Annotated in this window: 20 protein-coding genes; 10 read left to right on the top strand and 10 right to left on the bottom strand. The window is 63.5% G+C overall.

All coding sequences use genetic code 11. The annotated features are described in order from the left end of the window. From BLX42_RS15570 to yccS, 7 genes are all read left to right on the top strand, one after another. Nucleotides 1-1,051: acyl-CoA dehydrogenase (locus tag BLX42_RS15570; RefSeq protein WP_161872121.1), on the top strand; the 1,051-nt coding region annotated here is incomplete at its 5' end. A 30-nt stretch (nucleotides 1,052-1,081) separates the two neighbouring features. Then, nucleotides 1,082-2,524, top strand: coding sequence for a TldD/PmbA family protein (locus tag BLX42_RS15575; RefSeq protein ID WP_161872122.1), 1,443 nt, complete (start codon nucleotides 1,082-1,084; stop codon nucleotides 2,522-2,524). After that, a complete protein-coding gene (locus tag BLX42_RS15580; protein ID WP_168216559.1) occupies nucleotides 2,524-3,855 on the top strand; it encodes a TldD/PmbA family protein in 1,332 nt (443 codons plus the stop codon). Before BLX42_RS15575 ends, BLX42_RS15580 begins: the two co-directional genes overlap by 1 nt. A 74-nt stretch (nucleotides 3,856-3,929) precedes the next feature. Continuing rightward, on the top strand, nucleotides 3,930-5,357 hold the full coding sequence (gene mdtD, locus BLX42_RS15585; protein WP_039604767.1) for a multidrug transporter subunit MdtD: 1,428 nt from the start codon (nucleotides 3,930-3,932) through the stop codon (nucleotides 5,355-5,357). 112 nt (nucleotides 5,358-5,469) lie between these two features. Then, nucleotides 5,470-6,807, top strand: a complete 1,338-nt coding sequence (gene dbpA / locus BLX42_RS15590) for an ATP-dependent RNA helicase DbpA (protein WP_256672005.1) — start codon at nucleotides 5,470-5,472, stop codon at nucleotides 6,805-6,807. A gap of 130 nt (nucleotides 6,808-6,937) precedes the next feature. Beyond that, entirely contained in the window at nucleotides 6,938-8,119 is a 1,182-nt protein-coding gene (locus BLX42_RS15595) for an NAD(P)/FAD-dependent oxidoreductase (RefSeq protein ID WP_046785054.1), read from the top strand. Between the two features lie 83 nt (nucleotides 8,120-8,202). Further along, on the top strand, nucleotides 8,203-10,386 hold the full coding sequence (gene yccS, locus BLX42_RS15600) for a YccS family putative transporter (RefSeq protein ID WP_046785174.1): 2,184 nt from the start codon (nucleotides 8,203-8,205) through the stop codon (nucleotides 10,384-10,386). Nucleotides 10,387-10,409: 23 nt separating this feature from the next. On the opposite strand, the gene BLX42_RS15605 is transcribed toward yccS, so the two are convergent. From BLX42_RS15605 to tkt, 10 genes are all read right to left on the bottom strand, one after another. Then, nucleotides 10,410-11,147: an ABC transporter substrate-binding protein gene (locus BLX42_RS15605; protein WP_115273435.1), complete on the bottom strand. Its 738-nt coding sequence runs from the start codon at nucleotides 11,145-11,147 to the stop codon at nucleotides 10,410-10,412. A gap of 149 nt (nucleotides 11,148-11,296) precedes the next feature. Next, nucleotides 11,297-11,593, bottom strand: coding sequence for a helix-turn-helix domain-containing protein (locus tag BLX42_RS15610; RefSeq protein WP_012312450.1), 297 nt, complete (start codon nucleotides 11,591-11,593; stop codon nucleotides 11,297-11,299). 12 nt (nucleotides 11,594-11,605) lie between these two features. Then, nucleotides 11,606-12,106: a M48 family metallopeptidase gene (locus tag BLX42_RS15615; protein ID WP_119688165.1), complete on the bottom strand. Its 501-nt coding sequence runs from the start codon at nucleotides 12,104-12,106 to the stop codon at nucleotides 11,606-11,608. A 39-nt stretch (nucleotides 12,107-12,145) separates the two neighbouring features. Next, on the bottom strand, nucleotides 12,146-14,266 hold the full coding sequence (locus BLX42_RS15620; protein ID WP_161872124.1) for a bifunctional diguanylate cyclase/phosphodiesterase: 2,121 nt from the start codon (nucleotides 14,264-14,266) through the stop codon (nucleotides 12,146-12,148). 197 nt (nucleotides 14,267-14,463) lie between these two features. Continuing rightward, entirely contained in the window at nucleotides 14,464-15,528 is a 1,065-nt protein-coding gene (fba, locus tag BLX42_RS15625; protein WP_008093958.1) for a class II fructose-bisphosphate aldolase, read from the bottom strand. A gap of 101 nt (nucleotides 15,529-15,629) precedes the next feature. Then, entirely contained in the window at nucleotides 15,630-15,959 is a 330-nt protein-coding gene (locus BLX42_RS15630) for an MliC family protein (RefSeq protein WP_046785050.1), read from the bottom strand. A gap of 64 nt (nucleotides 15,960-16,023) precedes the next feature. Continuing rightward, entirely contained in the window at nucleotides 16,024-16,242 is a 219-nt protein-coding gene (locus BLX42_RS15635; RefSeq protein WP_012312446.1) for a hypothetical protein, read from the bottom strand. A gap of 32 nt (nucleotides 16,243-16,274) precedes the next feature. Next, entirely contained in the window at nucleotides 16,275-17,438 is a 1,164-nt protein-coding gene (locus tag BLX42_RS15640) for a phosphoglycerate kinase (RefSeq protein WP_046785049.1), read from the bottom strand. A gap of 12 nt (nucleotides 17,439-17,450) precedes the next feature. Continuing rightward, nucleotides 17,451-18,512, bottom strand: a complete 1,062-nt coding sequence (gene epd / locus BLX42_RS15645) for an erythrose-4-phosphate dehydrogenase (protein ID WP_046785048.1) — start codon at nucleotides 18,510-18,512, stop codon at nucleotides 17,451-17,453. A gap of 157 nt (nucleotides 18,513-18,669) precedes the next feature. Then, the gene (gene tkt / locus BLX42_RS15650; protein ID WP_046785047.1) at nucleotides 18,670-20,667 is read right to left on the bottom strand and encodes a transketolase; all 1,998 of its coding nucleotides are present in this window, start codon (nucleotides 20,665-20,667) and stop codon (nucleotides 18,670-18,672) included. A gap of 226 nt (nucleotides 20,668-20,893) precedes the next feature. On the opposite strand from tkt, the gene BLX42_RS15655 reads away from it, so the two are divergent. The 3 genes from BLX42_RS15655 to ligB all read left to right on the top strand — a co-directional run. Next, on the top strand, nucleotides 20,894-21,886 hold the full coding sequence (locus BLX42_RS15655; protein WP_046785046.1) for a metalloregulator ArsR/SmtB family transcription factor: 993 nt from the start codon (nucleotides 20,894-20,896) through the stop codon (nucleotides 21,884-21,886). Nucleotides 21,887-21,905: 19 nt separating this feature from the next. After that, on the top strand, nucleotides 21,906-23,096 hold the full coding sequence (gene metK, locus BLX42_RS15660; RefSeq protein ID WP_046785045.1) for a methionine adenosyltransferase: 1,191 nt from the start codon (nucleotides 21,906-21,908) through the stop codon (nucleotides 23,094-23,096). Nucleotides 23,097-23,263: 167 nt separating this feature from the next. Next, nucleotides 23,264-24,635, top strand: a 1,372-nt coding sequence (gene ligB / locus BLX42_RS15665) for an NAD-dependent DNA ligase LigB (protein WP_161872125.1), incomplete at its 3' end; no start/stop codon positions are given.

The raw sequence follows: 24,635 nt of genomic DNA on the forward strand, positions 1-24,635 counted from the left end.
CGGGCTGTTCCACAAGATGGGTTGGCGCGGCACCACCTCCACGGCACTGAACTTTGGCGACAACGACCAGTGCGTCGGCTACCTGGTCGGCCAGCCACACCAGGGCCTTGCCTGCATGTTCCAGATGATGAACGAGGCACGCATCGGTGTTGGCATGGGCGCAGTGATGCTGGGCTACGCTGGCTACCTGTATTCGCTGGAGTATGCCCGCCAGCGGCCGCAAGGCCGGCTGCCGGACAGCAAGGACCCTCTCAGCCCGGCGGTGCCGATCATCGAGCACACCGATGTGAAACGCATGCTGCTGGCACAGAAGGCGTACGTGGAAGGCGCCTTCGACCTGGGCCTGTACGCAGCGCGCCTGTTCGACGACACCCAGACCGCAGAGGACGAAAGTGCACGCCAGCAGGCACAAGCGTTGCTCGACCTGCTGACGCCAATTGTCAAATCCTGGCCTTCGACCTTCTGCCTGAAGGCCAACGAACTGGCCATCCAGATCCTGGGCGGCCACGGTTACACCCGCGAATACCCGGTAGAACAATACTACCGCGACAACCGTTTGAACCCGATCCACGAGGGCACCGAAGGCATCCAGTCACTCGACCTGCTGGGCCGTAAGCTGGCACAGCACAACGGAGCCGGCCTCAAACAACTGATTCGCCTGATCGCAAGTACCGGTGAGCGCGCCAGCCACCACCCCAATCTTGATGCCTTGCGCCAACCGCTCGAGCAACTGGTCACTCGCCTGCAAGCCGTGACCCTCGGCCTGCTGGGTGATCTCGCCCAAGGCCAGACTGCCGGCGCCCTTGCCAACTCGGCCCTGTACCTCAAGGCCTTTGGCCATTGCGTGATCGGCTGGCGCTGGCTGGAACAAGCGATACATGCCGAGCTGGGCCTGCTCAAGGGCAATGCCGCAGACCGCGACTTCTACCTGGGCAAACTGCAGGCAGCCCGTTATTTCCTGACCTGGGAGGTACCAGGCTGCCATAATGAGCTGGCATTGCTCGAGGCACGCGACGATACCTGCCTGGCCATGCAAGATGGGTGGTTCTAGGGGGAGCCACCGTGCACACGGAGGTTTTCCATGTTCGATTCCAGCGCCCTGCTGCGCCAGCGCTTTGCCACGCTGCGCAGCACGGCCGAGTTGTTTTCCCTGCGCCATGTGAAACAGTCCCACCAGGCGCTTTCGGTACGCCGTAACGTGGCCGAGCCGCCATTTTTCAGCCAGGACGAGGGCGCCATGCTCACGGTGCGGGTCAACGGCGTAGAGGCCTACGCGGCCACCGCCGATCTGTCCCAGCAAGGGCTACAACGAGCATTGGAACATGCCGAAGCCATGGCCCGGCAGATCGCCAGGCACAGCCTGCTTGACCTGCGCGACCAGCCGGTGCCCAGCTCGCGCCACGACCATGTTTCGCCAAATTTCGACCGCCCACTGCCCAGCCTCGCCGACTGCCTGGGCCTGCTCGCCGCCGAATCAGCCAGCATACCCAAGGACAGCCGCCTGGTGGACTGGCAGGCCAGCCTGAGCCAAAGCCTGGTCGAGCAGACCTACCTGAACTCCGCCGGTGCCGAACTGCGCCATGCTCAGCGGTTCCTGTTCCCGGGGCTGAGTGTCACCGCCAGCGACGGCCAGGACAGCCAGACCCGTAGCCTGGGCCGGGACAACTTCGGCCAGCAGGGTGGCTTCGAAATCATCGAACGCTGCGGCCTGGTCGGTGCTGCTCAGCATGTGGCCGACGAGGCGCTGCAGCTGCTGCTGGCGGCCAACACACCCAGCGGCCAGCGTGACCTGCTGCTGATGCCAGACCAGATGATGCTGCAGATCCATGAGTCGATCGGCCACCCACTGGAAATGGACCGCATCCTCGGCGACGAGCGCAACTACGCTGGCACCAGCTTCGTCAAAGCCAGTGATTTCGGCCACCTGCAATACGGCTCGCCACTGCTCAACGTGACCTTCGACCCGACCATCGGGGAGGAACTCGCCAGCTACAGCCATGACGACGACGGCAGCCAGGCCAGCAAGCAGTTCCTGATCCGGGACGGTCTGTTGCTGCGCCCGCTGGGCGGCGCGCTGTCGCAGTTCCGTTCCGGGCTCGATGGAGTGGCCAACAGCCGCGCCTGCGGCTGGAACCGCGCGCCGATCGACCGTATGGCCAACCTCAATGTCGAGCCGGGTGATCGAACCCTTGAACAACTGATTCAGGGAATCGAGCACGGCATCCTGATGCGCACCAACCGTTCCTGGTCCATCGACGATGCGCGCAACAAGTTCCAGTTTGGCTGTGAATGGGGCCAGTTGATTGAAAACGGCGAGCTCAAAGGCATCGTCAAAAACCCCAACTACCGCGGCATCTCCGCGCAGTTCTGGCGCAACCTCGCGGCGGTTGGTGACCGTAGCACCTTCCAGGTACTGGGCACGCCCAACTGCGGCAAGGGCGAACCCAACCAGGTGGTGCGGGTGGGCCATGCCGCTCCGGCCTGCATGTTCCGCCAGATCGACGTATTCGGGGGGGACGCCTGATGAGCGCAACACCACAGCATGCTTTCGAACAACTGGTCAGTGCCTTGCGTAAAGTGAAACATGCAGAAGAACAGTTCACCCTGGGCTACAGCGCTGAACAATCGCAATTCGTGCGTTTCAACCATGCCAAGGTGCGCCAGGCCGGCGAGGTCAGCCAGGCCAGTGCGCACCTGCGGCTGATCCGCGACGGGCGCCAGGCTGAACAGCAAGTGACCCTGAGCGGCGATGCGCAAGTGGACCGTCAGCGCCTGGGCGAAGCCCTTGAACAGCTGCGTCAGACGCTGCCCCTTCTGCCTGCGGACCCCTACCTGCGCCTGGACCAGAGCGCTTGGCACAGCCACAGCCTGCAGGATCAGGCGCTGCCTGAGTTGAGCGAAGTACTGGCGCTGCTCGACGGCGAAGCAGGCGACCTGGACCTGGTTGGGATCTATGCCGCCGGCCCGATCTGCAGGGGCTTTGCCAGCTCTTACGGAGCCTTCGGCTGGCACCAGGCCAACAGTTTCAACTTCGACTGGAGCCTGTTCCACAGTAACGGCCAAGCCGTGAAGGCGAATTATGCCGGCCAGGTGTGGAATGCCGACGAATTCACCGCCCGCCTGCGCCAGGCCCGCGAACAGCTGGGCTTCCTCGGCCGCCCGGCAATTACCCTGAAGCCTGGTAGCTACCGCGCCTATCTGGCGCCTGCCGCGATGGACGAAATCGCCGGCATGCTGTGCTGGGGCGGTTTCTCTGCGCAGTCTCTGGCCACTGGCAACAGTGCGTTGCAGCGCCTGTACAGCGGCGATGCCCGGCTGAGCCCGCTGGTGTGTTTCCACGAGCAGGTCAGCGGGTCGTTGAGCCCGGCGTTTTCCGATGAGGGTTCGCCGCGCCAGGACGTACCACTGATAAGGGAAGGGCAAGCGCTGGGCAGCCTGGTCAGTGCCCGCAGTGCCGCCGAGTTCGAGCTGCTTGCCAATGGCGCGGACAGCTACGAATCGCCCTGCGCACTCAGCCTTGCAGCGGGGAATCTTGCCAACGCAGACATCCTGGCGCGGTTGGGTACTGGCTTGTACATCAGCAACCTGTGGTACCTGAACTACTCGGACCTGCCGGCTGCGCGCATGACCGGGCTCACCCGCTTCGCCACCTTCTGGGTGGAAAACGGCCAGATTCAGGGGCCGGTAAGCACCATGCGTTTCGATGACAGCCTGTACAGTCTGCTGGGCAGCCAGCTGGAAGACCTGACCTGTGAGCGAGAGATGATCCTGTCGACCAGCACCTATGGACAGCGCAGTACCGGTTCGAGTCATTTGCCGGGGGCGCTGGTCAAAGGGCTGACCCTGACATTGTGATCGGCTATCCCGGCCTCCTCTCCGGCTTGCCTGCGATGAGGCCAGGACAGGCAACACTGAACATTGAGGTTCATATGCCCGAACGCACTCCGCTGGACCCTGTCACCGCCCGCTGGATCCCCTGGGTAGTGGCGATCGCCTTCTTCATGCAATCCCTGGACGGCACCATCCTCAACACCGCACTGCCGGCCATGGCCCGCTCGCTCGAAGAGAACCCGCTGCGCATGCAGGGTGTGATCATCGCCTACATGCTCACCGTGGCCCTGCTGATCCCCGCCTCGGGCTGGATCGCCGACCGTTTCGGCACCAAGCGTATCTTCTTCAGCGCCATCGTGCTGTTCAGCTTCGGTTCACTGCTGTGTGCCATGGCCAACAGCCTGGGCTTTCTGATTTTCGCCCGTGTGGTGCAGGGCCTGGGCGGCGCACTGATGCTGCCGGTCGGGCGGCTGGTGGTGCTGCGCGCCTATCCACGTAGCGAACTGGTGCGGATCATGAGCTTCATCACCATCCCCGGCCTGCTGGGCCCACTGCTAGGCCCGACGTTGGGCGGCTGGTTGGTTGAGATCCTCACCTGGCACTGGATCTTCCTGCTCAACCTGCCCGTGGGCGCGCTGGGCTGTTACGCCGTGTGGAAGTTCATCCCCGACCTGCGCGGTGCCGAACGCACCACCTTCGATGGCCCAGGCTTCATCCTGTTTGGCGCGGCGATGGTGCTGATCACCATCGCCATGGAAGGCCTGGGCGAGCTGCACCTGCCGCACCTGCGGGTGATGCTCCTGTTGTTCGCCGGCATGGCCTGCCTGGCGGCCTACTGGCTGCGCGCCGGGCGCGATCCCGAGCCACTGTTCTCGCCCAGCCTGTTCCGGGTGCGCACCTTCGCCATCGGCATTCTGGGCAACCTGTTCGCACGCCTGGGCAGCGGCGCCCTGCCCTTCCTGGTGCCGTTGCTGCTGCAGGTGGCACTGGGCTATTCGCCGGCGCAGGCCGGCATGAGCATGATCCCGCTGGCGGCGGCGGCAATGGTCGCCAAGTCCGTAGCCCGGCCGCTGATCGAACGCCTCGGTTACCGCATCGTCCTCACCGGCAACACCGTGCTGCTCGGCCTGCTGCTGGCCAGCCTGGGGCTGGTCGACGGGCAGACCCCGTATGCCGTACTGCTGGTGCAACTGGCCCTGCTGGGCGCCGTAAACTCCATGCAGTTCACCGCCATGAACACGGTAACCCTGATTGACCTCGACGATGCCAGCGCCAGCAGCGGCAACAGCCTACTGTCGGTGGTCGCGCAGCTGTCGTTGAGCCTGGGCGTGGCCTGCGCAGGCGCACTGCTGGGCGGTTTCACTGCAGCCGGCAATGCCGATGGTGTGGAAACCACCCTGGGCGCCTTCCAGCTGACCTTCGTGACCATCGGTATCATGGCCATGCTGGCGGCGGCGATCTTCCTGCAGCTGTCGCCGACGGACGGAAGGCGTGCCCGTCGTCCGGAACCGCACATGGAGTCTTAGGGCGAATGGCCACGAGGCTGGTAGACTATGCGGCATTTTTCGCTTCGCAACGCAGGCCCGCCTCGTGACCACCGAATCCACCGCTTTTGCCACCTTGCCGCTGTCCGCCGCCATGCTGGCCAACCTGGACGCCCTCGGCTATGCCTCGATGACGCCGATCCAGGCCCAGAGCCTGCCCGTCATCCTCAGGGGCCAGGACCTGATTGCCCAGGCCAAGACCGGCAGCGGCAAGACCGCCGCCTTCGGCATCGGCCTGCTCAACCCGATCAACCCGCGCTACTTCGGTTGCCAGGCACTGGTACTGTGCCCCACCCGCGAGCTTGCCGACCAGGTTGCCAAAGAGCTGCGCCGCCTGGCCCGCGCTGAAGACAACATCAAGATCCTCACCCTGTGCGGTGGCGTCTCGCTGGGCCCGCAGATCGCTTCGCTGGAGCATGGCGCGCACATCATCGTCGGCACCCCAGGGCGCATCCAGCAGCACCTAGACAAAGGCACCCTGGTGCTAGACGGGCTCAATACCCTGGTGCTGGACGAAGCCGACCGTATGCTCGACATGGGCTTTTTCGACGCTATCGCCAGCATCATCGGCAAGACCCCGTCGCGCCGCCAGACCCTGCTGTTCTCGGCCACTTACCCCACCGGTATCGAGCAATTGGCCGCCGACTTCATGCGCAAGCCGCAGCAGGTCAAGGTCGAGAGCCTGCACACCGACAACCAGATCGAACAGCGCTTCATCGAAATCGACCCGCAACAGCGCCTGGAGGCTGTCACCCGCGTGCTCGGCCACTACCGCCCGCAGTCCTGCGTGGCGTTCTGCTTCACCAAGCAGCAGTGCGAGGACGTGGTCGCCCACCTCACCGCCAAGGGCATCGTGGCCCAGGCCCTGCACGGCGACCTCGAGCAGCGCGACCGCGACCAGGTGCTGACCATGTTCGCCAACCGCAGCAGTTCGGTGCTGGTGGCCACTGATGTAGCCGCCCGCGGTCTGGATATCGATGGCCTGGACATGGTCATCAACGTGGAGCTGGCGCGCGATGCCGAGATCCACGTGCACCGCGTCGGCCGTACCGGTCGCGCGGGCGAGAAAGGCCTTGCCGTGAGCCTGGTCGCTCCGGCCGAAGGCCATCGGGCCCAGGCCATCGAGGCGCTGCAGAAGAGCCCGCTGCGCTGGGACCAGCTGGACAGCCTGAAGAACAAAGGTGGCGAACCGCTGCTGCCGGTCATGACCACGCTGTGCATCGCCGCTGGCCGCAAGGACAAGCTGCGCCCGGGTGACATCCTCGGTGCGCTGACCGGTGATGCCGGCATCCCGGGCAAGCAGGTGGGCAAGATCGCCATCTTCGACTTCCAGGCCTTCGTGGCGGTGGAGCGGGCGCTGGCCAAGCAGGCGATGCAGCGCCTGAACAGCGGCAAGATCAAGGGCCGCGCCCTGAAAGTTCGCATTCTCTGAAATCTTTTGGGGTCGCTTTGCGGCCCTTCGCGACACAAGGCCGCTCCAATGGATTGCGTACGCCTGTAGGAGCGGCCTTGTGTCGCGAAAGGGCTGCGCAGCAGCCCCAGCACTCTTTATGAGGTACCCCGTGCACACCACCGACGTGATCATCCTCGGCGCCGGCGCCGCCGGCCTGATGTGCGCCCAGCTCAGCGCCCGCCGTGGCCGCCGGGTGCTGCTGCTCGACCACGCCAACAAGCCAGGCAAGAAGATCCTCATGTCTGGTGGCGGGCGCTGCAACTTCACCAACCTGTACACCGAGCCGGCCAACTTCCTCTCCCAGAACGCACACTTCTGCAAGTCGGCCCTTGCCCGCTACACACAGTGGGACTTCATCGAGCTGGTGGCCAAGCATGGCGTGCCCTACCACGAAAAGAAGCTCGGCCAGCTGTTCTGTGACAACAAGGCCAGCGACATCCTCGACATGCTGTTGGCCGAATGCGACGAAGCCGGTGCCGAACTGCGCATGCAAACCAGCATCGAGCATATCGAGAAGACCGAAAGCGGCTATCTGCTGCAAACCAGCGCCGGCCAGTTTGCCTGCCAATCGCTGGTGATCGCCACCGGAGGCCTGTCGATTCCAACGCTGGGCGCGACCGGCTTCGGCTATCAGGTAGCGCGCCAGTTCGGCCATACCTTGCTGCCGACCCGCGCAGGCCTGGTGCCGTTCACCATTACCGAGCCCCAGCTCAAGGCACTGTGCACCGAGCTGTCGGGCACCTCGCTCGATTGCACAGCCAGCTGCAACGGCACCAGCTTCCGCGAAAACCTGCTGTTCACCCACCGCGGCCTCAGCGGCCCGGCGATCCTGCAGATTTCGTCGTTCTGGGAAGCCGGCGATACGGTCGAAATCAACCTGCTACCCGACCGTGATGCCCTGACCTGGCTGCAACAGCAGCAGACCGAGCGCGCCAACGCGGAACTCAAGACCGTATTGGGCGAGGTGTTCACCCGCAAACTGGCCAACCTGCTGGCCGAGCAGTGGTTCGAGTCAAAGCCGATGAAGCAGTACACCCCGGCGGAGCTGGCGCAGATCGCCGACAAGCTGGCGGCCTGGCAGCTGGTACCAGCAGGTACCGAAGGCTATCGCACCGCCGAAGTCACCTTGGGTGGCGTCGATACCCGTGAGGTGTCGTCGAAAACCATGGAATCGCTGAAGAGCCCCAACCTCTATTTCATCGGTGAAGTGCTGGATGTCACCGGCCACCTGGGCGGTTTCAATTTCCAATGGGCCTGGGCATCGGCCAACGCTGCAGCACAGTTCGTGTAGAGTAGAATCCATTCAGCAGCACGGAACGCTTCTTGCTGGTCCGTGCCGCAATGCATTCAATCGATCACTGCCAGCAGGCCATCATGTCATCGAGCTCGTTCCGTCAGTCATTGCGTCGCCTGTGGGGTCAAGACAAGTTCAGCTACGCCATCCGCGTGACCATCGCGCTCACCGGCAGCATGGCCTGGTGCTGGTACCAGAACGAGATGAGCCTGCTCATCCCGCTGTTCCTCGGCATCATCGCCAGCGCCCTGGCCGAGACCGACGATAGCTGGCAAGGCCGCCTCAGCGCGCTGCTCGTCACCCTGCTGTGTTTCGCCATTGCCGCGCTTTCGGTGGAACTGCTGTTCCCCTACCCCTGGATCTTCGCCGTCTCCATGGCCTTGGCCGCCTTCTCCCTGACCATGCTTGGCGCATTGGGTGAACGCTACGGCGCGATCGCATCGGCAACGCTGATTCTGTCGGTGTACACCATGATCGGCGTGGACCAGCGCGGCGGCGAAGTCAGCGACTTCTGGCATGAACCGTTGCTGCTGGTGGCCGGTGCCGCTTGGTATGGTCTGCTCTCGGTGCTGTGGCAGGCGCTGTTCTCCAACCAACCGGTACAGCAGAGCCTGGCCAAACTGTTCTTCGAACTGGGCACTTACCTCAAGCTCAAGGCCAGCCTGTTCGAGCCGATTCGCACACTCGATGTCGAAGCCCAGCGCCTGGCATTGGCCCAGCAAAACGGCAAGGTGGTGGCCGCGCTGAATGCCGCCAAGGAAATCATTCTGCACCGGGTGGGCAATAGCCAGCCCAACTCCAAGGTCAGCCGCTACCTGAAGCTGTACTTCCTGGCCCAGGACATCCACGAAAGGGTGAGCGCCTCGCACTACCCTTACAACGCCCTCACCGAGGCGTTCTTCCACAGCGACGTGATGTTCCGCTGCCAGCGCCTGCTGCGCAAACAAGGGGCATCCTGCCAGGAACTGGCACGCTCGATCCGCCTGCGCCAGCCGTTCGTTCTGGCCACCGGCTTCGCCGAGGCCCTCGAGGACCTCAATGCCTCGCTTGAGCACCTGCGTAACCAGAACAACCCGGCCTGGCGTGGCCTGTTGCGCTCGCTACGCGCCCTGGCTGCAAACCTGGCCACGCTGGACCGCCTGCTTGGCGCCGCCAGCAACCCCGACAGCCTGGCCGACGCCAGCGACAGCAGCCTGCTCGACCGTTCGCCACGCAACCTCAAGGATGTGTGGAAGCGGTTGCGCACCCAGCTCACACCTACCTCGCTGCTGTTCCGCCATGCCCTGCGCCTGTCGCTGGCGCTGTCGGTGGGCTACGGCATGGTGCACTTGATTCACCCGACCCAAGGCTACTGGATCATCCTCACCACCCTGTTCGTCTGCCAGCCCAACTATGGCGCCACCCGGCGCAAACTGGTGCAGAGGATCTTCGGCACAGCCATCGGCCTGACCGTGGGCTGGGCCCTGTTCGACCTGTTCCCGAATCCGCTCATCCAGTCGGCGTTCGCAGTGGTGGCCGGGGTGGTGTTCTTCGTCAACCGGACCACCCGCTACACCTTGGCCACGGCGGCGATCACGCTGATGATCCTGTTCTGCTTCAACCAGATCGGCGATGGCTACGGCCTGTTCCTGCCACGGCTGTTCGATACCTTGGTCGGTAGCCTGATCGCCATTCTCGCCGTGTTCCTGTTCCTCCCCGACTGGCAGGGCCGTCGCCTTAACAAGGCACTGGCCAACACCCTGGCCTGCGCCAGTGTGTACCTGCGTCAGATCATGCAGCAGTATGCCCACGGCAAGCGCGATGACCTGGCCTACCGCCTGGCCCGGCGCAACGCACACAACGCTGACGCGGCGCTGTCCACCACGCTGGCCAACATGCTCATGGAGCCGGGGCACTTCCGTAAGGAGGCCGACGTGGGCTTCCGCTTCCTGGTGCTGTCGCATACCTTGCTCAGCTACCTCTCAGGGCTGGGGGCACACCGTGATACGGCGCTGCCGGCAGAGGTCCATGAACAGTTGATCGAGGGGGCGGGGCAGGCATTGGCCGCCAGCCTCGACGAAATCGCCAACGGCCTGGCGGCGCGGTTACCCGTGGCGATTCACAGCGATGCCGAGGAAGCCTTGGCCAATACGCTGGAGCAGATGCCTGAGGAACTGGATGAACATCAACGATTGGTGCAAACCCAGTTGGCGCTGATCTGCCGGCAGTTGGGGCCGTTGCGGACCTTGGCCGCGCACCTGATCAAAGAGGGCTCACCGGCCTGATTGTTCGTTGCCTGCGCTGCACATCAAAAGCCATGCTGGCGCAGAAGCCGTGCATAGCTGCCGTCTGCCTTCATCGCTGCAATGCTGCGCTCGAACCGCTCGACGATCTGCCGATGCTCAGGGTGCTTGAGGCTCACCAGAATATGCAGGGTGTTCTCGCCCAGCGCGGGTTCGACCAGCACTACCCCATCACGCACCTGCTCGGGTTCGCGCTGCAGGTTGTAGCGCGCCACGAACTCATCTTCCACTGCCAGATCCACCCGCCCTGCCGCCAGCATGCGCACGGCGGAGGAAAAGTTGCGTACCGGCACCTTGTGCAAGCGGGTGTCGCTATCGAATTCGGGTGAGTAGGCATAATCACGCACCACGGCAATGCTGTAGGGATACAGATCAGCCTGGCGCCTGTAACGGAAGCTGTCGCCCTTGCGCTTGAGCAAACGGATGCGATTGGTCAGGTAGGCCTTGGAAAACTGGCCGATGCGGGTACGCGTATCGTTGTACCAGGCATTGATCAGTACGTCGTAACGGCCTTCGCTAACCCCGAGCAGCGCCCGCGCCCACGGTACTTCCTCGTACTCGCTGGGGTAACCTGCACGCGCCAGCGCCGTGGTGACGATGCTGGTGGCAAGGCCACCACCGGGCATGCCGGCATCGGTGAACGGCGGCCAGGTATCGGCCACCAGCCGTAGTTTGCCCTGGCCCAAGGCTGGCCCAACCAGCATCACACCCAACAATCCCAGAACGCAAAGCAGTGGCCGCATGCTCAAGTCCTTTTGCAGTGGTAGGCACAGGCTGTTGATGGCGGTCTTCGATAACGCAGGTCATGAGACTACACAAAGCCGCCGCACAGGGCAGCGGCCAATAGTGTCAATTAGCCTCTATTTTGGCCGAAGCAGGCAGCCCCCCGCATTTACGGGTAGCCGAGCACTTCCCTGATCTGGCGCAGGTGGCGGATGATCCACTGCTTGTCGATCGCACCCCAGTCATGGATGCGATAATGCCCGGCATGGTTGCGCGCCCCTTCCTGCTGCTCGAACTCGCAGACAATGTCCAGGTCAGCCAACGCAGCGATGGTGTCCTGCGCGGTGCGGCGCGGCATCCCGGTGGCTTCCATCAAGGCTGGCACGCTGGTAGCGGTCTGGCTGTCGATCAGCCAGGCCACGTACAGGCGGCGATAGAAACTGCTCTTGGTCTTGCTCACATCCATGCTGCGTGATCCTTACAGGTTACCCGGCAGCTCCCGATAGGTCAGGTAGACGCGCAGGTCGAATTCCAGTTGGTGGTAGTCCGGCTCCATGTGCTGACAAAGCTGGTAGAAGGCCTTGCTGTGGTCACGCTCGCGCAGGTGCGCCAGTTCATGTACCACGATCATGCGCAGGAACTGCGGCGCCGCCTCCTTGAACAGCGAGGCGATGCGAATTTCCTTCTTCGCCTTGAGCTTGCCACCCTGCACCCGCGACACCGCAGTATTGAGCCCCAGCGCACGGTGGGTGAGGTCCAGGCGGTTGTCGAACAGTACCTTGTCCAGGCTTGGCGCACTGCGCAGGTATTGCTGGCGCAGATCCTGGGCGTAGCCGTACAGCGCCTTGTCGCTCTGCACTTCATGGCGATCGGGATAGCGGCGTTGCAGGTAGTCGCCCAGGCGGTCGCTGTCGATCATCTGCTGCACCTGCTCTTGCAGGTGCGGCGGGTAAGCTTGCAAATAGCGTAATACGGTCATGGCATGACATTCGGCGTAACGAATGCCGATTCTAGCCAATCAGGACTGCGGCCAGGGAAAAATTGCCGGAAAGCCGCTGGCATCGGCGGCGGTCATCGGCCGGGCGACAAGGAAGCCCTGCACGTAGGCGCAACCGTTTGCCTTGAGCCAAGCAGCCTGGGCCGCAGTTTCCACGCCTTCGGCGATGACCGTGACGTTGTACTCGGCGCACAGGCCGATGACGCTGCGCACCAAGGCGGCGTCCGGCGCCGAATCGGGCAGGCGCGCCACCAGGTGGCGGTCCAGCTTCAAGGTGTCGACAGGCAGGTCGCGCAGCATGCGCAGCGAGCAGTCACCAGCACCAAAGTCGTCCAGCGCCACGCGCACTCCCAGCTCGCGCAGGCGGTGGATCTGCTTGATCGCCGCGTCGATGTTGTACATCAGTGAGGTCTCGGCAACTTCCAATTCCAGTTGCGCCGGGTTGAGCCGGTAATCCTGTATCACCCGCTGCAGCTCATCGACAAGCCCAGGCATGGCGAACTGAGCGCGGCTCAGGCTGATACCCAGCACCAGATCCGGGGCAAAACGCTCACACCAGGCCTGACGCTGCGCCGCCCCCTGGCGGTAGATCCAGCTGGCCAGGCGCGTTATCAGTCGCGCCTCCTCAAGCAAAGGGATGAACAGCCCCGGCGGTACATCGCCGACGCTGGGGTGCTGCCAGCGCAGCAGGGCTTCGAAACCGCGCAGGTGACCATCGGCGAAAGCGACCTGGGGCTGGTACACCATGTTGAAGCCTTGCGACTCGACGGCGTGCCGCACGCTGTCCTCAAGCATCAGCCGTGACCGCGCCCGGCCATTGAGCTCTTGGTCATAGAAGCGGTACTGCCCGCGCCCAGCCTGCTTGGCCGCATACATCGCCGCATCGGCGGCACGCAACAGGCCTTCGACAGTGGCACCGCAGTCCGGGAAAGTGGCAATGCCGATGCTGACACCCAGGCAGACATCCAGGCCGGCCACCTGGCGCTGGACGGACATACGCTCGAGCAGTTGCTCGGCAAAGCGGCCGGCTTGTTCCGGATACGGCAGGCCATCGAACAGCGCCGTGAACTCGTCGCCGCCCATGCGTGCCAGCAGCGCCTCACTACCAAGGCAGTCTTTGAGCTGCTCGGCAACCCAACCCAGTACCCGGTCCCCGGCCTCGTGGCCGAGCGAGTCATTGATCCGCTTGAAACCATCCAAATCCATGTACATCAAGGCCTGGGCCTTGTCTGAGCGTTCGTTGCGCAGCAGCACGCTTTCAGCGGCCTGATAGAACCCACGGCGGTTGAGCAGGCCGGTAAGCGGGTCGGTGACCGCCTGGTATTCGAGCTGCTGGTGCAAATTGCGCACCGCCGACATGTCCAGCACCGTCACCACCATCGCCTGCTGATCGGCCGGCAGCGGTGCGCAGGACAATGCCACCGGGACCAGATGACCGCCTGCCGTGCGCAGGTGGGCGTCGTGTACACGGAAGATCTGCCGTGACTGGTAGGCCTGATGGAAATCCGATTCGCTCCAGAGGGTGGCATTGGGCAGTTGCAGCAACTCAAGTAACTGCACGCCCTGCAATTGCTCGACCGGGGCATCGAGCAAGCGCGAGATCGCCGGGTTGGCAAAGCTGATGTTGCCGTGGGCGTCGACCACCAGAATGCCTTCGGCGGCATTCTCTAGGATGGACGCATTGAACGCCCTGGCCGCCTCCAGTTCGCGCGTCAAGCGTTGCAGCATGCGCCGGTTGCGCTGCTGGTCCAGTTGCGCCTGCACCTTGGGCTTGAGGATCTGCGGGTCGAACGGCTTGAACAGGTAATCCACCGCACCACTGGCATAGCCCTTGAGCACGGCGGCATCGGACTGCTCGTTGGCGGTGAGGAAGATGATCGGGGTCAGCCGGGTACGGTGGCTGCCACGCATCAGCCGGGCAACCTCGAAACCGTCCATTTCGGGCATCTGCACGTCGAGCAAGACAAGGTCGACTTCGTGCTCCAGCAAGGCGCTCAAGGCTTCCGTCCCTGAACCTGCTGTCAGCACCTGCCAGTCTGTGCGGGCCAGTAAGGCTCGCATGCTTATGAGGTTCTCAGGGTAATCGTCCACCACCAGGAGAACCGAGTTGCCATCCGGTGGTTGAGGGTAAGCGCCATCCATGCTGCTTTCTCTTTTATGACCGACTTCGACTTGCATCTGGATCCGGTTTAACACTCTAGACTCGAGTGTGTAACACGCAATGCAATCAGAACGCTATCAGTGACTAAAGGTAAGGGTAGTCGACTAACGGTCGTTTGCCGGGCATTCAGCCATAAAAAAACCCACATTTCTGTGGGTCTTTTTAAGGCGGCCTGTGATCAGTTGACCTTGGCGGCCAGCTCACCTTTCAGGTAACGCTGGAACATGCCTTCCAGGGAGATCGGCTTGATCTTCGAGGCATTACCGGCGGTGCCGAAGGCTTCGTAACGTGCGATGCACACATCGCGCATGGCTTTCACGGTTTCACCGAAGAACTTGCGCGGGTCGAACTCGCTCGGGTTCTGCGCCATCAGGCGGCGCATGGCACCGGTGGAGGCCAGACGCAGGTCGGTATCGATGTTGACCTTGCGCACGCCGTGCTTGATGCCTTCAACGATTTCTTCGACCGGTACGCCGTAGGTCTCTTTGATGTCGCCGCCGTACTGGTTGATGATCGCCAGCCACTCCTGCGGTACCGAGGAAGAACCGTGCATCACCAGGTGGGTGTTGGGGATGCGCTTGTGGATTTCCTTGATGCGGTCGATCGCCAGCACGTCACCGGTTGGCGGCTTGGTGAACTTGTAGGCACCGTGGCTGGTGCCGATGGCGATGGCCAGGGCATCCACCTGGGTCTTCTTGACGAAGTCGGCGGCTTCTTCCGGGTCGGTGAGCATCTGGCTGTGGTCCAGCACGCCTTCGGCGCCGATGCCGTCTTCTTCACCGGCCATGCCGGTTTCCAGCGAACCCAGGCAGCCCAGCTCGCCTTCGACCGAAACACCACAGGCGTGCGCCATGGCGACAGTCTGCTGAGTGACGCGGACGTTGTACTCGTAGTCGGTCGGGGTCTTGCCGTCTTCGCCCAGCGAGCCGTCCATCATCACCGAGCTGAAGCCCAGCTGGATCGAACGCTGGCACACGTCAGGGCTGGTGCCGTGGTCCTGGTGCATGCACACCGGGATGTGCGGGAATTCTTCGATGGCGGCCAGGATCAGGTGACGCAGGAACGGCGCGCCAGCGTATTTGCGGGCACCGGCCGAAGCCTGGACGATCACTGGGGAGTCGGTCTTGTCGGCCGCTTCCATGATGGCGCGCATCTGCTCGAGGTTGTTGACGTTGAAAGCTGGAACGCCGTAACCGAACTCGGCGGCGTGGTCCAGCATCTGGCGCATGCTAATGAGTGCCATTGTGTATCTCTCTCCCGACAAGCGTCGTTTTGTTTCGTGCAAGCCTGCCGCAGGGGCGGTTGCTGTTCAAGTAGTGTGGGCCACCGGTGCGGCCCGGCCAGTCACGGTGCCTTGCAGCCCCGCCCAATCAGATCGTTGGTTGCCACCCAGTACACCAGGCCTTCCTCGCCCTTGGTGTGGAAGGCCAGCACGCCATCGCTGTACATCGCGCCCGACGCACTCGGCTCGGACTTGAGCCGGTAGACCTGGTCGCCGCCGCCGAGGCGCACGTCGACCGAATCCTGTTGTGCATCGGCGAAGCGCCAGAGCACTTCGGTCTGGCTGTCACAGACCCAACGGGTCCAGGCGGCTGCCGGGGCGGGTTGCGCCGGCTGCAGCAGCGAGCATCCTGCCAGTGTCGCCAGGGCCATCAAGGCCATCAGCGCTTTCATTGCATATCCTCTAGATGACCACACAATGGTCGCTTGGTTGCCTGCTCCGACGAAGCGCATCGGTTCATGGGCAGCCAGGCGCCTTGCGCTGGTGGTCTTCGTCATACTTTTCCAGGCCTTCCGGGCCCACGCGCTTGCTGATTACCGGCACGGTCTCGGCCTGCCACTCAGACTGGTAGCAGCCGCCCTTGGGCGGCTGCGCCGGATCGTTGTCCGAGGACGGGCTGCTGGAGCATGCGCTCAGCAAACCAGCCAGCAAGATCACAGGCAATTGCTTGACCATCAGGTCGCTCCCTTTGCCAGGCGCCGCCATTGTCAGGCTTTTGCCCGCTCTTCAAGGATCGCCACGGCCGGCAGTACCTTGCCTTCGACGAACTCGAGGAATGCACCACCACCGGTAGAAATGTAGGAGATCTCGGCGCTGACGCCATATTTGTCGATGGCTGCCAGGGTATCGCCACCGCCGGCGATGGAGAATGCGGCGCTCTCGGCGATAGCCTTGGCCAGTACCTTGGTGCCGTTGCCGAACTGGTCGAACTCGAACACACCGACCGGGCCGTTCCACAGGATGGTTTTCGACGACTTCAGCAGTTCGGCGAAGTTGGCCGCAGTCTGTGGCCCGATGTCCAGGATCATGTCGTCAGCGGCCACGTCGGCGATGGCCTTGACGGTGGCCTCTGCGCTCTCGGCAAACTCCTTGGCAACCACCACGTCGACTGGCAGCGGTACGCTGACCTTGGCGGCGATGGCCTTGGCGGTTTCCACCAGGTCAGGCTCGTACAGCGACTTGCCCACCGGGTGGCCGGCGGCGGCCAGGAAGGTGTTGGCGATCCCGCCACCAACGATCAACTGGTCGCAAACCGAGCTCAGGCTGTTCAGCACGTCCAGCTTGGTGGAAACCTTGGAGCCGGCAACGATGGCCGCCATTGGTTTGGCCGGTGCCTTCAGGGCTTTGCCCAGGGCGTCCAGCTCGGCGGCCAGCAGCGGGCCTGCCGCAGCGACCTTGGCGAACTTGGCGACGCCGTGGGTGGAGCCTTCGGCACGGTGAGCGGTGCCGAAGGCGTCCATGACGAAGACGTCGCACAGGGCCGCGTACTTGTGCGCCAGCTCGTCGGCGTTCTTCTTCTCGCCCTTGTTGAAGCGAACGTTCTCGAACAGCACCAGGTCACCGGCCTTGACCTCGATGCCATCGAGGTAGTCGGCGACCAGTGCAACGTCGCGGCCCAGGGCCTTGCTCAGGTAGTCGGCAACCGGCTTGAGGCTGTTCTCGGCCGAGAACTCACCTTCGGTCGGGCGGCCCAGGTGCGAGCAGACCATTACCGCCGCGCCCTTCTCAAGAGCCAGCTTGATGGTCGGCAGCGCAGCCAGGATACGCGCGTCGCTGGTTACCACACCGTCCTTCACAGGCACGTTGAGGTCTTCGCGGATCAGTACGCGTTTACCTTGCAGGTCGAGGTCGGTCATCTTCAACACGGTCATGAATGCAGTCCTTCAGGGCTGTTTGGTGCGGGTTGGGTGGACGACGTGCAGATAATGTTCGGCAACGTCGAGCATACGGTTGGCAAAACCCCATTCGTTGTCGAACCAGGCCAGCAGGTTCACCAGGCGGGGGCCCGAGACGCGTGTCTGGCTGGCATCGACGATCGCCGAATGCGGGTCATGGTTGAAATCACAGCTGGCGTGGGGCAATTCGGTGTAAGCCAGCAAGCCTTTGAGCGGGCCATCCAGCGCCGCCTCGCGCAGCACCCGATTGACTTCGACCGCACTGGTGTCACGGGCGGTCTGCAGGGTGATGTCCAGGCACGACACGTTGACGGTCGGCACGCGTACCGCTTTGGCCTGTATTCGCCCGGCAAGTTCCGGCAGCAGGCGCTCGATACCACGCGCCAGGCCAGTGGACACCGGGATCACCGACTGGAAAGCCGAGCGCGTGCGGCGCAAATCTTCATGATGGTAGGCGTCGATCACCGGCTGGTCGTTCATTGCCGAGTGAATGGTGGTGATCTGTACGTACTCGATGCCGAACGCCTGGTCCAGTACCCGCAGCAGCGGTACGCCACAGTTGGTGGTACAGGAGGCGTTGGACACCAGGCGCTCGGTGCCGGTCAGGCAAGCCTGGTTGATGCCGTAGACCACCGTCGCATCCACATCGGCCTCGCTGGCCATGGGCTGCGAGAACAGCACACGCGGCGCACCGGCATCAAGAAAGCGCTGGCCATCGGCACGGGTGTGATAGGCGCCGGAACACTCCAGCACCAGGTCGATGTCCAGGGCGGCCCAGTCGACGCCCTCGGGGGTGGCGCTGCGCATGACCTTCACGCAGTCACCATTGATATGCAGACAGTCGCCGTCGACCTTCACGTCGCCGGGGAATCGGCCGTGAGTGGAGTCGAAGCGTGTCAGGTATTCCACACTGGCCTGGTCGGCCAGGTCGTTCAATGCAACGATTTCGAAGCCAGCCTTTGCCCCACGCTCAAACAGTGCGCGCAGGACACAGCGGCCGATGCGGCCGTAACCGTTGAGTGCAACTTTGTAGGGACGCGGGTGGGGCATTGGTGGGCTCGCTAACGCATGGTGGCTGTTGGGGCCGCGTTGCGGCCCATCGCGACACAAGGCCGCTCCTACAGGCACCGCGCCAACATCGAGGCTGCGCGGTAACTGCAGGAGCGGCCTTGCGTCGCGATGGAGGGCCAAGCCCTCCAGGGTTGCATCAGTCTTCCAGCAGCTCTTCGGCAGTACCCAGGATGTTCTCCAGGGTGAAGCCGAACTCCTCGAACAGTGCGCTGGCCGGAGCCGATTCACCGTAAGTGGTCATGCCGATGACACGGCCTTCGAGGCCCACGTACTTGTACCAGAAGTCGGCATGAGCCGCTTCGATGGCGATGCGGGCACCCACTTGCAGCGGCAGTACGGACTGCTTGTAGGCCGCATCCTGTGCGTCGAACACGCTGGTGCTCGGCATCGACACGACACGCACCTTGCGGCCCTGCTCGGTCAGCTTGTCGAACGCCTGAACGGCCAGGCCCACTTCCGAACCGGTGGCGATCAGGATCAGCTCGGGCTCGCCGGCGCAGTCCTTGAGCACGTAACCGCCGCGGGCGATATCGGCGATCTGCTGGGCGTCGCGGTCCTGATGCTGCAGGTTCTGGCGCGAGAAGATCAGCGCCGATGGGCCGTCCTTGCGCTCCAGGGCGTGCTTCCAGGACACAGCCGACTCGACTGCGTCGGCCGGGCGCCAGGTGTCCAGGTTCGGCGTGCTGCGCAGGCTGGTCAGTTGCTCGATCGGCTGGTGGGTCGGGCCGTCTTCGCCCAGGCCGATGGAGTCGTGGGTGTACACATGGATGACGCGCTGCTTCATAAGGGCGGACATGCGCACGGCGTTACGGGCGTATTCCATGAACATCAGGAACGTCGCGCCGTAAGGCACCAGGCCGCCGTGCAGGGCAACCCCGTTCATGATCGCGGTCATGCCGAACTCGCGCACGCCGTAGAACACGTAGTTGCCGCTGGCGTCGTTGGCGTCCACACCCTTGCAGCCCTTCCACAGGGTCAGGTTGGAGCCGGCCAGGTCGGCCGAGCCGCCAAGGAATTCCGGCAGCAGTGGGCCGAAGGCATTCAGGGTGTTCTGGCTGGCCTTGCGGCTGGCGATGGTCTCGCCCTTGGCAGCGACTTCAGCGATGTAGGCAGCGGCCTTTTCGGAGAAGTCGGCTGGCAGATCACCGCTCAGACGGCGCTTGAGTTCGCTGGCCAGTTCCGGGAAGGCGGCGGCATAGGCATCGAACCGCGTGTTCCACTCGGCTTCAGCCTTGGCGCCTGCTTCTTTGGCGTCCCATTCGGCGTAGATGTCGGCAGGAACTTCGAACGGAGCGTGGTTCCAGTTCAGTTCCTTGCGGGCCAGGGCGATTTCGTCGTTGCCCAGCGGAGCACCGTGGCAGTCTTCCTTGCCCTGCTTGTTGGGCGAGCCGAAACCAATGATGGTCTTGCAGCAGATCAGGGTCGGACGGTCGCTCTTGCGCGCAGTCTCGATAGCCGTGCGGATCTCGTCGGCGTCGTGGCCGTTGACGTTGCGGATCACCAGCCAGTTGTAGGCCTCGAAGCGCTTGGGCGTGTCGTCGGTGAACCAGCCTTCCACTTCACCGTCGATGGAGATGCCGTTGTCGTCATAGAAGGCCACCAGCTTGTTCAGGCCCAGGGTGCCGGCCAGCGAGGCGACTTCGTGGGAGATGCCTTCCATCATGCAGCCGTCGCCGAGGAACACGTAGGTGTTGTGGTCGACGATGTTGTGGCCATCGCGGTTGAACTGGGCACCCAGCACTTTCTCCGCCAAGGCAAAGCCCACGGCATTGGCCAAACCTTGGCCCAGCGGGCCGGTGGTGGTTTCCACACCTGGGGTGTAGCCGAACTCGGGGTGGCCCGGGGTACGGCTATGCAGCTGGCGGAACGACTTGAGGTCGTCGAGGGTGACGTCGTAGCCGGTCAGGTGCAGCAACGAGTAGATCAGCATCGAGCCGTGGCCGTTGGACAGCACGAAGCGGTCACGGTCGGCGAAGCTCGGGTTGCTCGGGTTGTGCTTCAGATAGTCGCGCCAAAGCACTTCGGCGATATCCGCCATGCCCATGGGGGCACCTGGGTGGCCGCTGTTGGCCTTTTGCACGGCATCCATGCTGAGGGCACGAATGGCGTTGGCACGTTCACGACGGCTGGGCATCGCTTATCTCCTGGGGCTTGAATAGGTGGTGTAACGAAAAAGGCGGCCATTTTCCCCCACTGGGGGGCTGGGGGCAAACATTTAAGCGGCAAGCGGCAAGCTTTAAGCAGCAAGAGAAAGCCGAAGCGTGCGCGCAAGGCTCTATTTCTTGCAGCTCATCGCCAATATCAAAACTTTTTGATATTGGTCTTGCTAGGGCAACGATGCCTGTCTAGACTGCCGCGTCATGAACCTCCGTGCGCAACCGATCCCTCAGCGAAGCGACACACTGGCAGCCCTGTGCAAAGCCAGTGGCGACGAACTGCGCCTGAATGTCCTGCGCGCCTTGGCCAGCGACTCGTTCGGCGTCCTGGAGCTGGCACAGATTTTCGACATCGGGCAGTCGGGCATGAGCCATCACCTCAAGGTTTTGGCCCAGGCCGAGCTGGTGGCTACGCGCCGCGAAGGCAATGCGGTTTTCTACCGCAGGGCCCTGCCCGACAGCCACCGCCTGGGCGGCCGCCTGCACACCGCGCTGCTCGAAGAGGTCGACGACCTGGCACTGCCGCTGGACGTGCAGGCGCGCATCGCTCAGGTGCAACAACGCCGCGCCGCCACCAGCCAGGACTTTTTCCTGCGCGTGGAAGAAAAGTTCCGCGCCCAGCAGGACCTGATCGCCGGCCTGCCGCAGTACCGCGAAAGCCTGCTGGCGCTGCTCGACACACTGAACTTCGAGCCGACTGCCAGCGCGCTGGAAGTCGGCCCCGGCGACGGCGGCTTTTTGCCCGACCTGGCCCGGCGCTTCGCCTGTGTCACAGCCCTGGACAACAGCCCGACCATGCTCGAGCTGGCGCGCCAGGTCTGCGAACGCGAACGCCTGGATAATGTAAACCTGCAGTTGGCCGATGCACTGGGTGCAACGGATGTGGAAGCCGACTGCGTTGTGCTGAACATGGTCCTGCACCATTTCAGCGACCCGGCCCTGGCCCTGCGCCTTTTGGCCAAACGGGTGAAGGCAGGCGGCAGCCTGCTGGTCACCGAACTGTGCAGCCACGATCAGGATTGGGCGCGGGAAGCCTGCGGCGATCTCTGGCTTGGTTTTGAACAGGACGACCTGGCCCGTTGGGCCAACGCTGCCGGGCTGGCCCCGGGGGACAGCCTCTATGTGGGCTTGCGTAACGGTTTCCAGATACAGGTCCGCCATTTTCAGCGGACGGCTGGCGACACACACCATCGGTAAATTTTAGGAACCCGTCGAGATGAGCGAATACTCCCTTTTCACCTCCGAGTCCGTGTCCGAAGGGCATCCGGACAAGATCGCCGACCAGATTTCGGATGCGGTCCTGGATGCCATCATCACCCAGGACAAATACGCCCGCGTGGCGTGTGAAACCCTGGTCAAGACCGGTGTCGCCATCATCGCCGGCGAAGTCACCACGTCGGCCTGGGTCGACCTGGAAGAGCTGGTGCGCAAAGTCATCATCGACATCGGCTACAACAGCTCCGACGTCGGCTTCGACGGCGCCACCTGCGCCGTGATGAACATCATCGGCAAACAGTCGGTGGACATCGCCCAAGGCGTCGACCGCTCCAAGCCGGAAGACCAGGGCGCGGGTGACCAGGGCCTGATGTTCGGCTACGCCAGCAACGAAACCGACGTGCTGATGCCGGCGCCGATCTGCTTCTCGCACCGCCTGGTCGAGCGTCAGGCCGAAGCGCGCAAATCCGGGCTGCTGCCTTGGCTGCGCCCGGACGCCAAGTCCCAGGTCACCTGCCGCTATGAAAACGGCAAGGTAGTCGGCATCGACGCGGTGGTCCTGTCGACCCAGCACAACCCTGAAGTCTCGCAAAAAGACCTGCAGGAAGCCGTGATGGAGCTGATCGTCAAGCACACCCTGCCTGCCGAACTGCTGCACAAGGACACCCATTACCACATCAACCCGACCGGCAACTTCATCATCGGTGGCCCGGTGGGTGACTGTGGCCTGACCGGCCGCAAGATCATCGTCGACTCCTACGGCGGCATGGCCCGTCACGGTGGTGGCGCGTTCTCCGGCAAGGACCCGTCCAAGGTCGACCGCTCCGCCGCCTACGCCGGCCGTTACGTGGCCAAGAACATCGTCGCCGCTGGCCTGGCCGAACGTTGCGAGATTCAGGTGTCCTACGCCATCGGCGTAGCACAGCCGACCTCCATCTCGATCAACACCTTCGGTACCGGCAAGGTCTCGGACGACAAGATCATCCAGCTGGTGCGTGAGTGCTTCGACCTGCGTCCGTACGCCATCACCAAGATGCTCGACCTGCTGCACCCGATGTACCAGGAAACCGCTGCCTACGGCCACTTCGGCCGTACCCCGCAGCAGAAGACTGTCGGCGACGACACCTTCACCACCTTCACCTGGGAGCGCACCGACCGCGCCCAGTCGCTGCGTGATGCTGCCGGCCTGTAATTTCTCCTGCAGCGGTGCATCGAAGCCCTTGCCGAGTGATCGGCAGGGGCTTTTTTGTAGTTTCCATGGCATCGCCCCTCGACACATCACCTGACAACTGAACCCGCCAACCTCCGCCATGCTTGCCTAGCCTGAACACTCCACTCCGCCACGCAAGGATGCTGGCCATGTCACCTTTCCTGGGTCTCGCAGCCCTGTTGCTGCTCCACACATCCATCGCCCAAGCCGGCCACTGTCCAGACTGGGATGCCAAGCAAGCCAGAACCGAAGTTGCACAACTGCGCGCAACCCTGGCCAACTGGGACGACCATTACTACCGCCAGGGTGTAGCGCTCGTAGCCGATGAGCTCTACGACCAGGCCCGGCACCACCTGCTGCACCTGCAACAGTGCTTTGGCCAGGAACCCACAGGCCCAAACCCACTGGCCAGCGCACGCGGCCCCATTGCCCACCCCGTTGCCCACACCGGCGTCGAGAAACTCCCTGACGCAGCTGGCGTTGCACGCTGGATGACCGGCAAGAAGGGCGTGTGGGTGCAACCGAAAGTCGACGGAGTGGCGGTCTCACTGGTCTATCGCCAAGGCCGGCTGGTACAGCTACTCAGCCGTGGTGACGGCCTCCAAGGGCATGACTGGAGCCGCCACATCAAGGACCTCGGCAGCATCACTCGGCAGTTGCCTCAGCCACTGGACGTCGTATTGCAAGGCGAGTTGTACCTGCGCCTGCAAGCGCACGTGCAAGCTGAGGCAGGCAGCAGCAATGCGCGCGGTAGCGTGGCCGGGATGCTGGCGCGCAAGCAGCTTGGCCCGGAACTGGGCGCGAGCATCGGCCTGTTCGTCTGGGACTGGCCGCATGGGCCGGACGACCAGGGCGAGCGCCTCACACAACTTGCAGCCTGGGGGTTCCCCGACAGTCAGCGTTTCAGCACAGCTATCGACACCCCCGCGCAAGCTACCCACTGGCGCCTGCACTGGTATCGCTCACCGCTGCCCTTCGCCACCGACGGCGTGATTCTGCGCCAGGACAGCCGCCCGCCAGCCGCCCGCTGGCGGCCCAACGCCCCCTATTGGATCGCCGCGTGGAAATACCCCTTCGCCCAGGCGCTGGCAGAGGTGCGCGACGTACACTTTCTAATCGGCCGCACCGGCAGGGTGACGCCAGTGCTCAAGCTGCAGCCGGTCACCCTGGACGACCGCCGGATCAGCCAAGTCAGCCTCGGCTCCATGGCCCGCTGGCAAACCTTGGACATTCGCCCAGGCGACCAGGTGGCGATCAGCCTAGCCGGGCTGACCATTCCACGTTTCGAAAAGGTGGTCCACCGCGCTGTCGAGCGACAACCGCTGACGGTACCTGTACCTGGAAGATACGGTCCTCACAGTTGCTGGCAAGCCGGCGAGGGGTGTGAAGAGCAGTTCATCGCCCGCCTGGCCTGGCTCGGGGGCAAGCAAGGGCTGGCCATGCCAGGCGCCGGCCCGGGCACCTGGCGGCGGCTGGTGCAGGCGGGCCTGGTCACATCGTTGACGGACTGGTTGGCGCTCG

It is taken from the genome of Pseudomonas sp. SG-MS2 (genome assembly GCF_009933855.1).
GTDB lineage: Bacteria > Pseudomonadota > Gammaproteobacteria > Pseudomonadales > Pseudomonadaceae > Aquipseudomonas > Aquipseudomonas putida_E.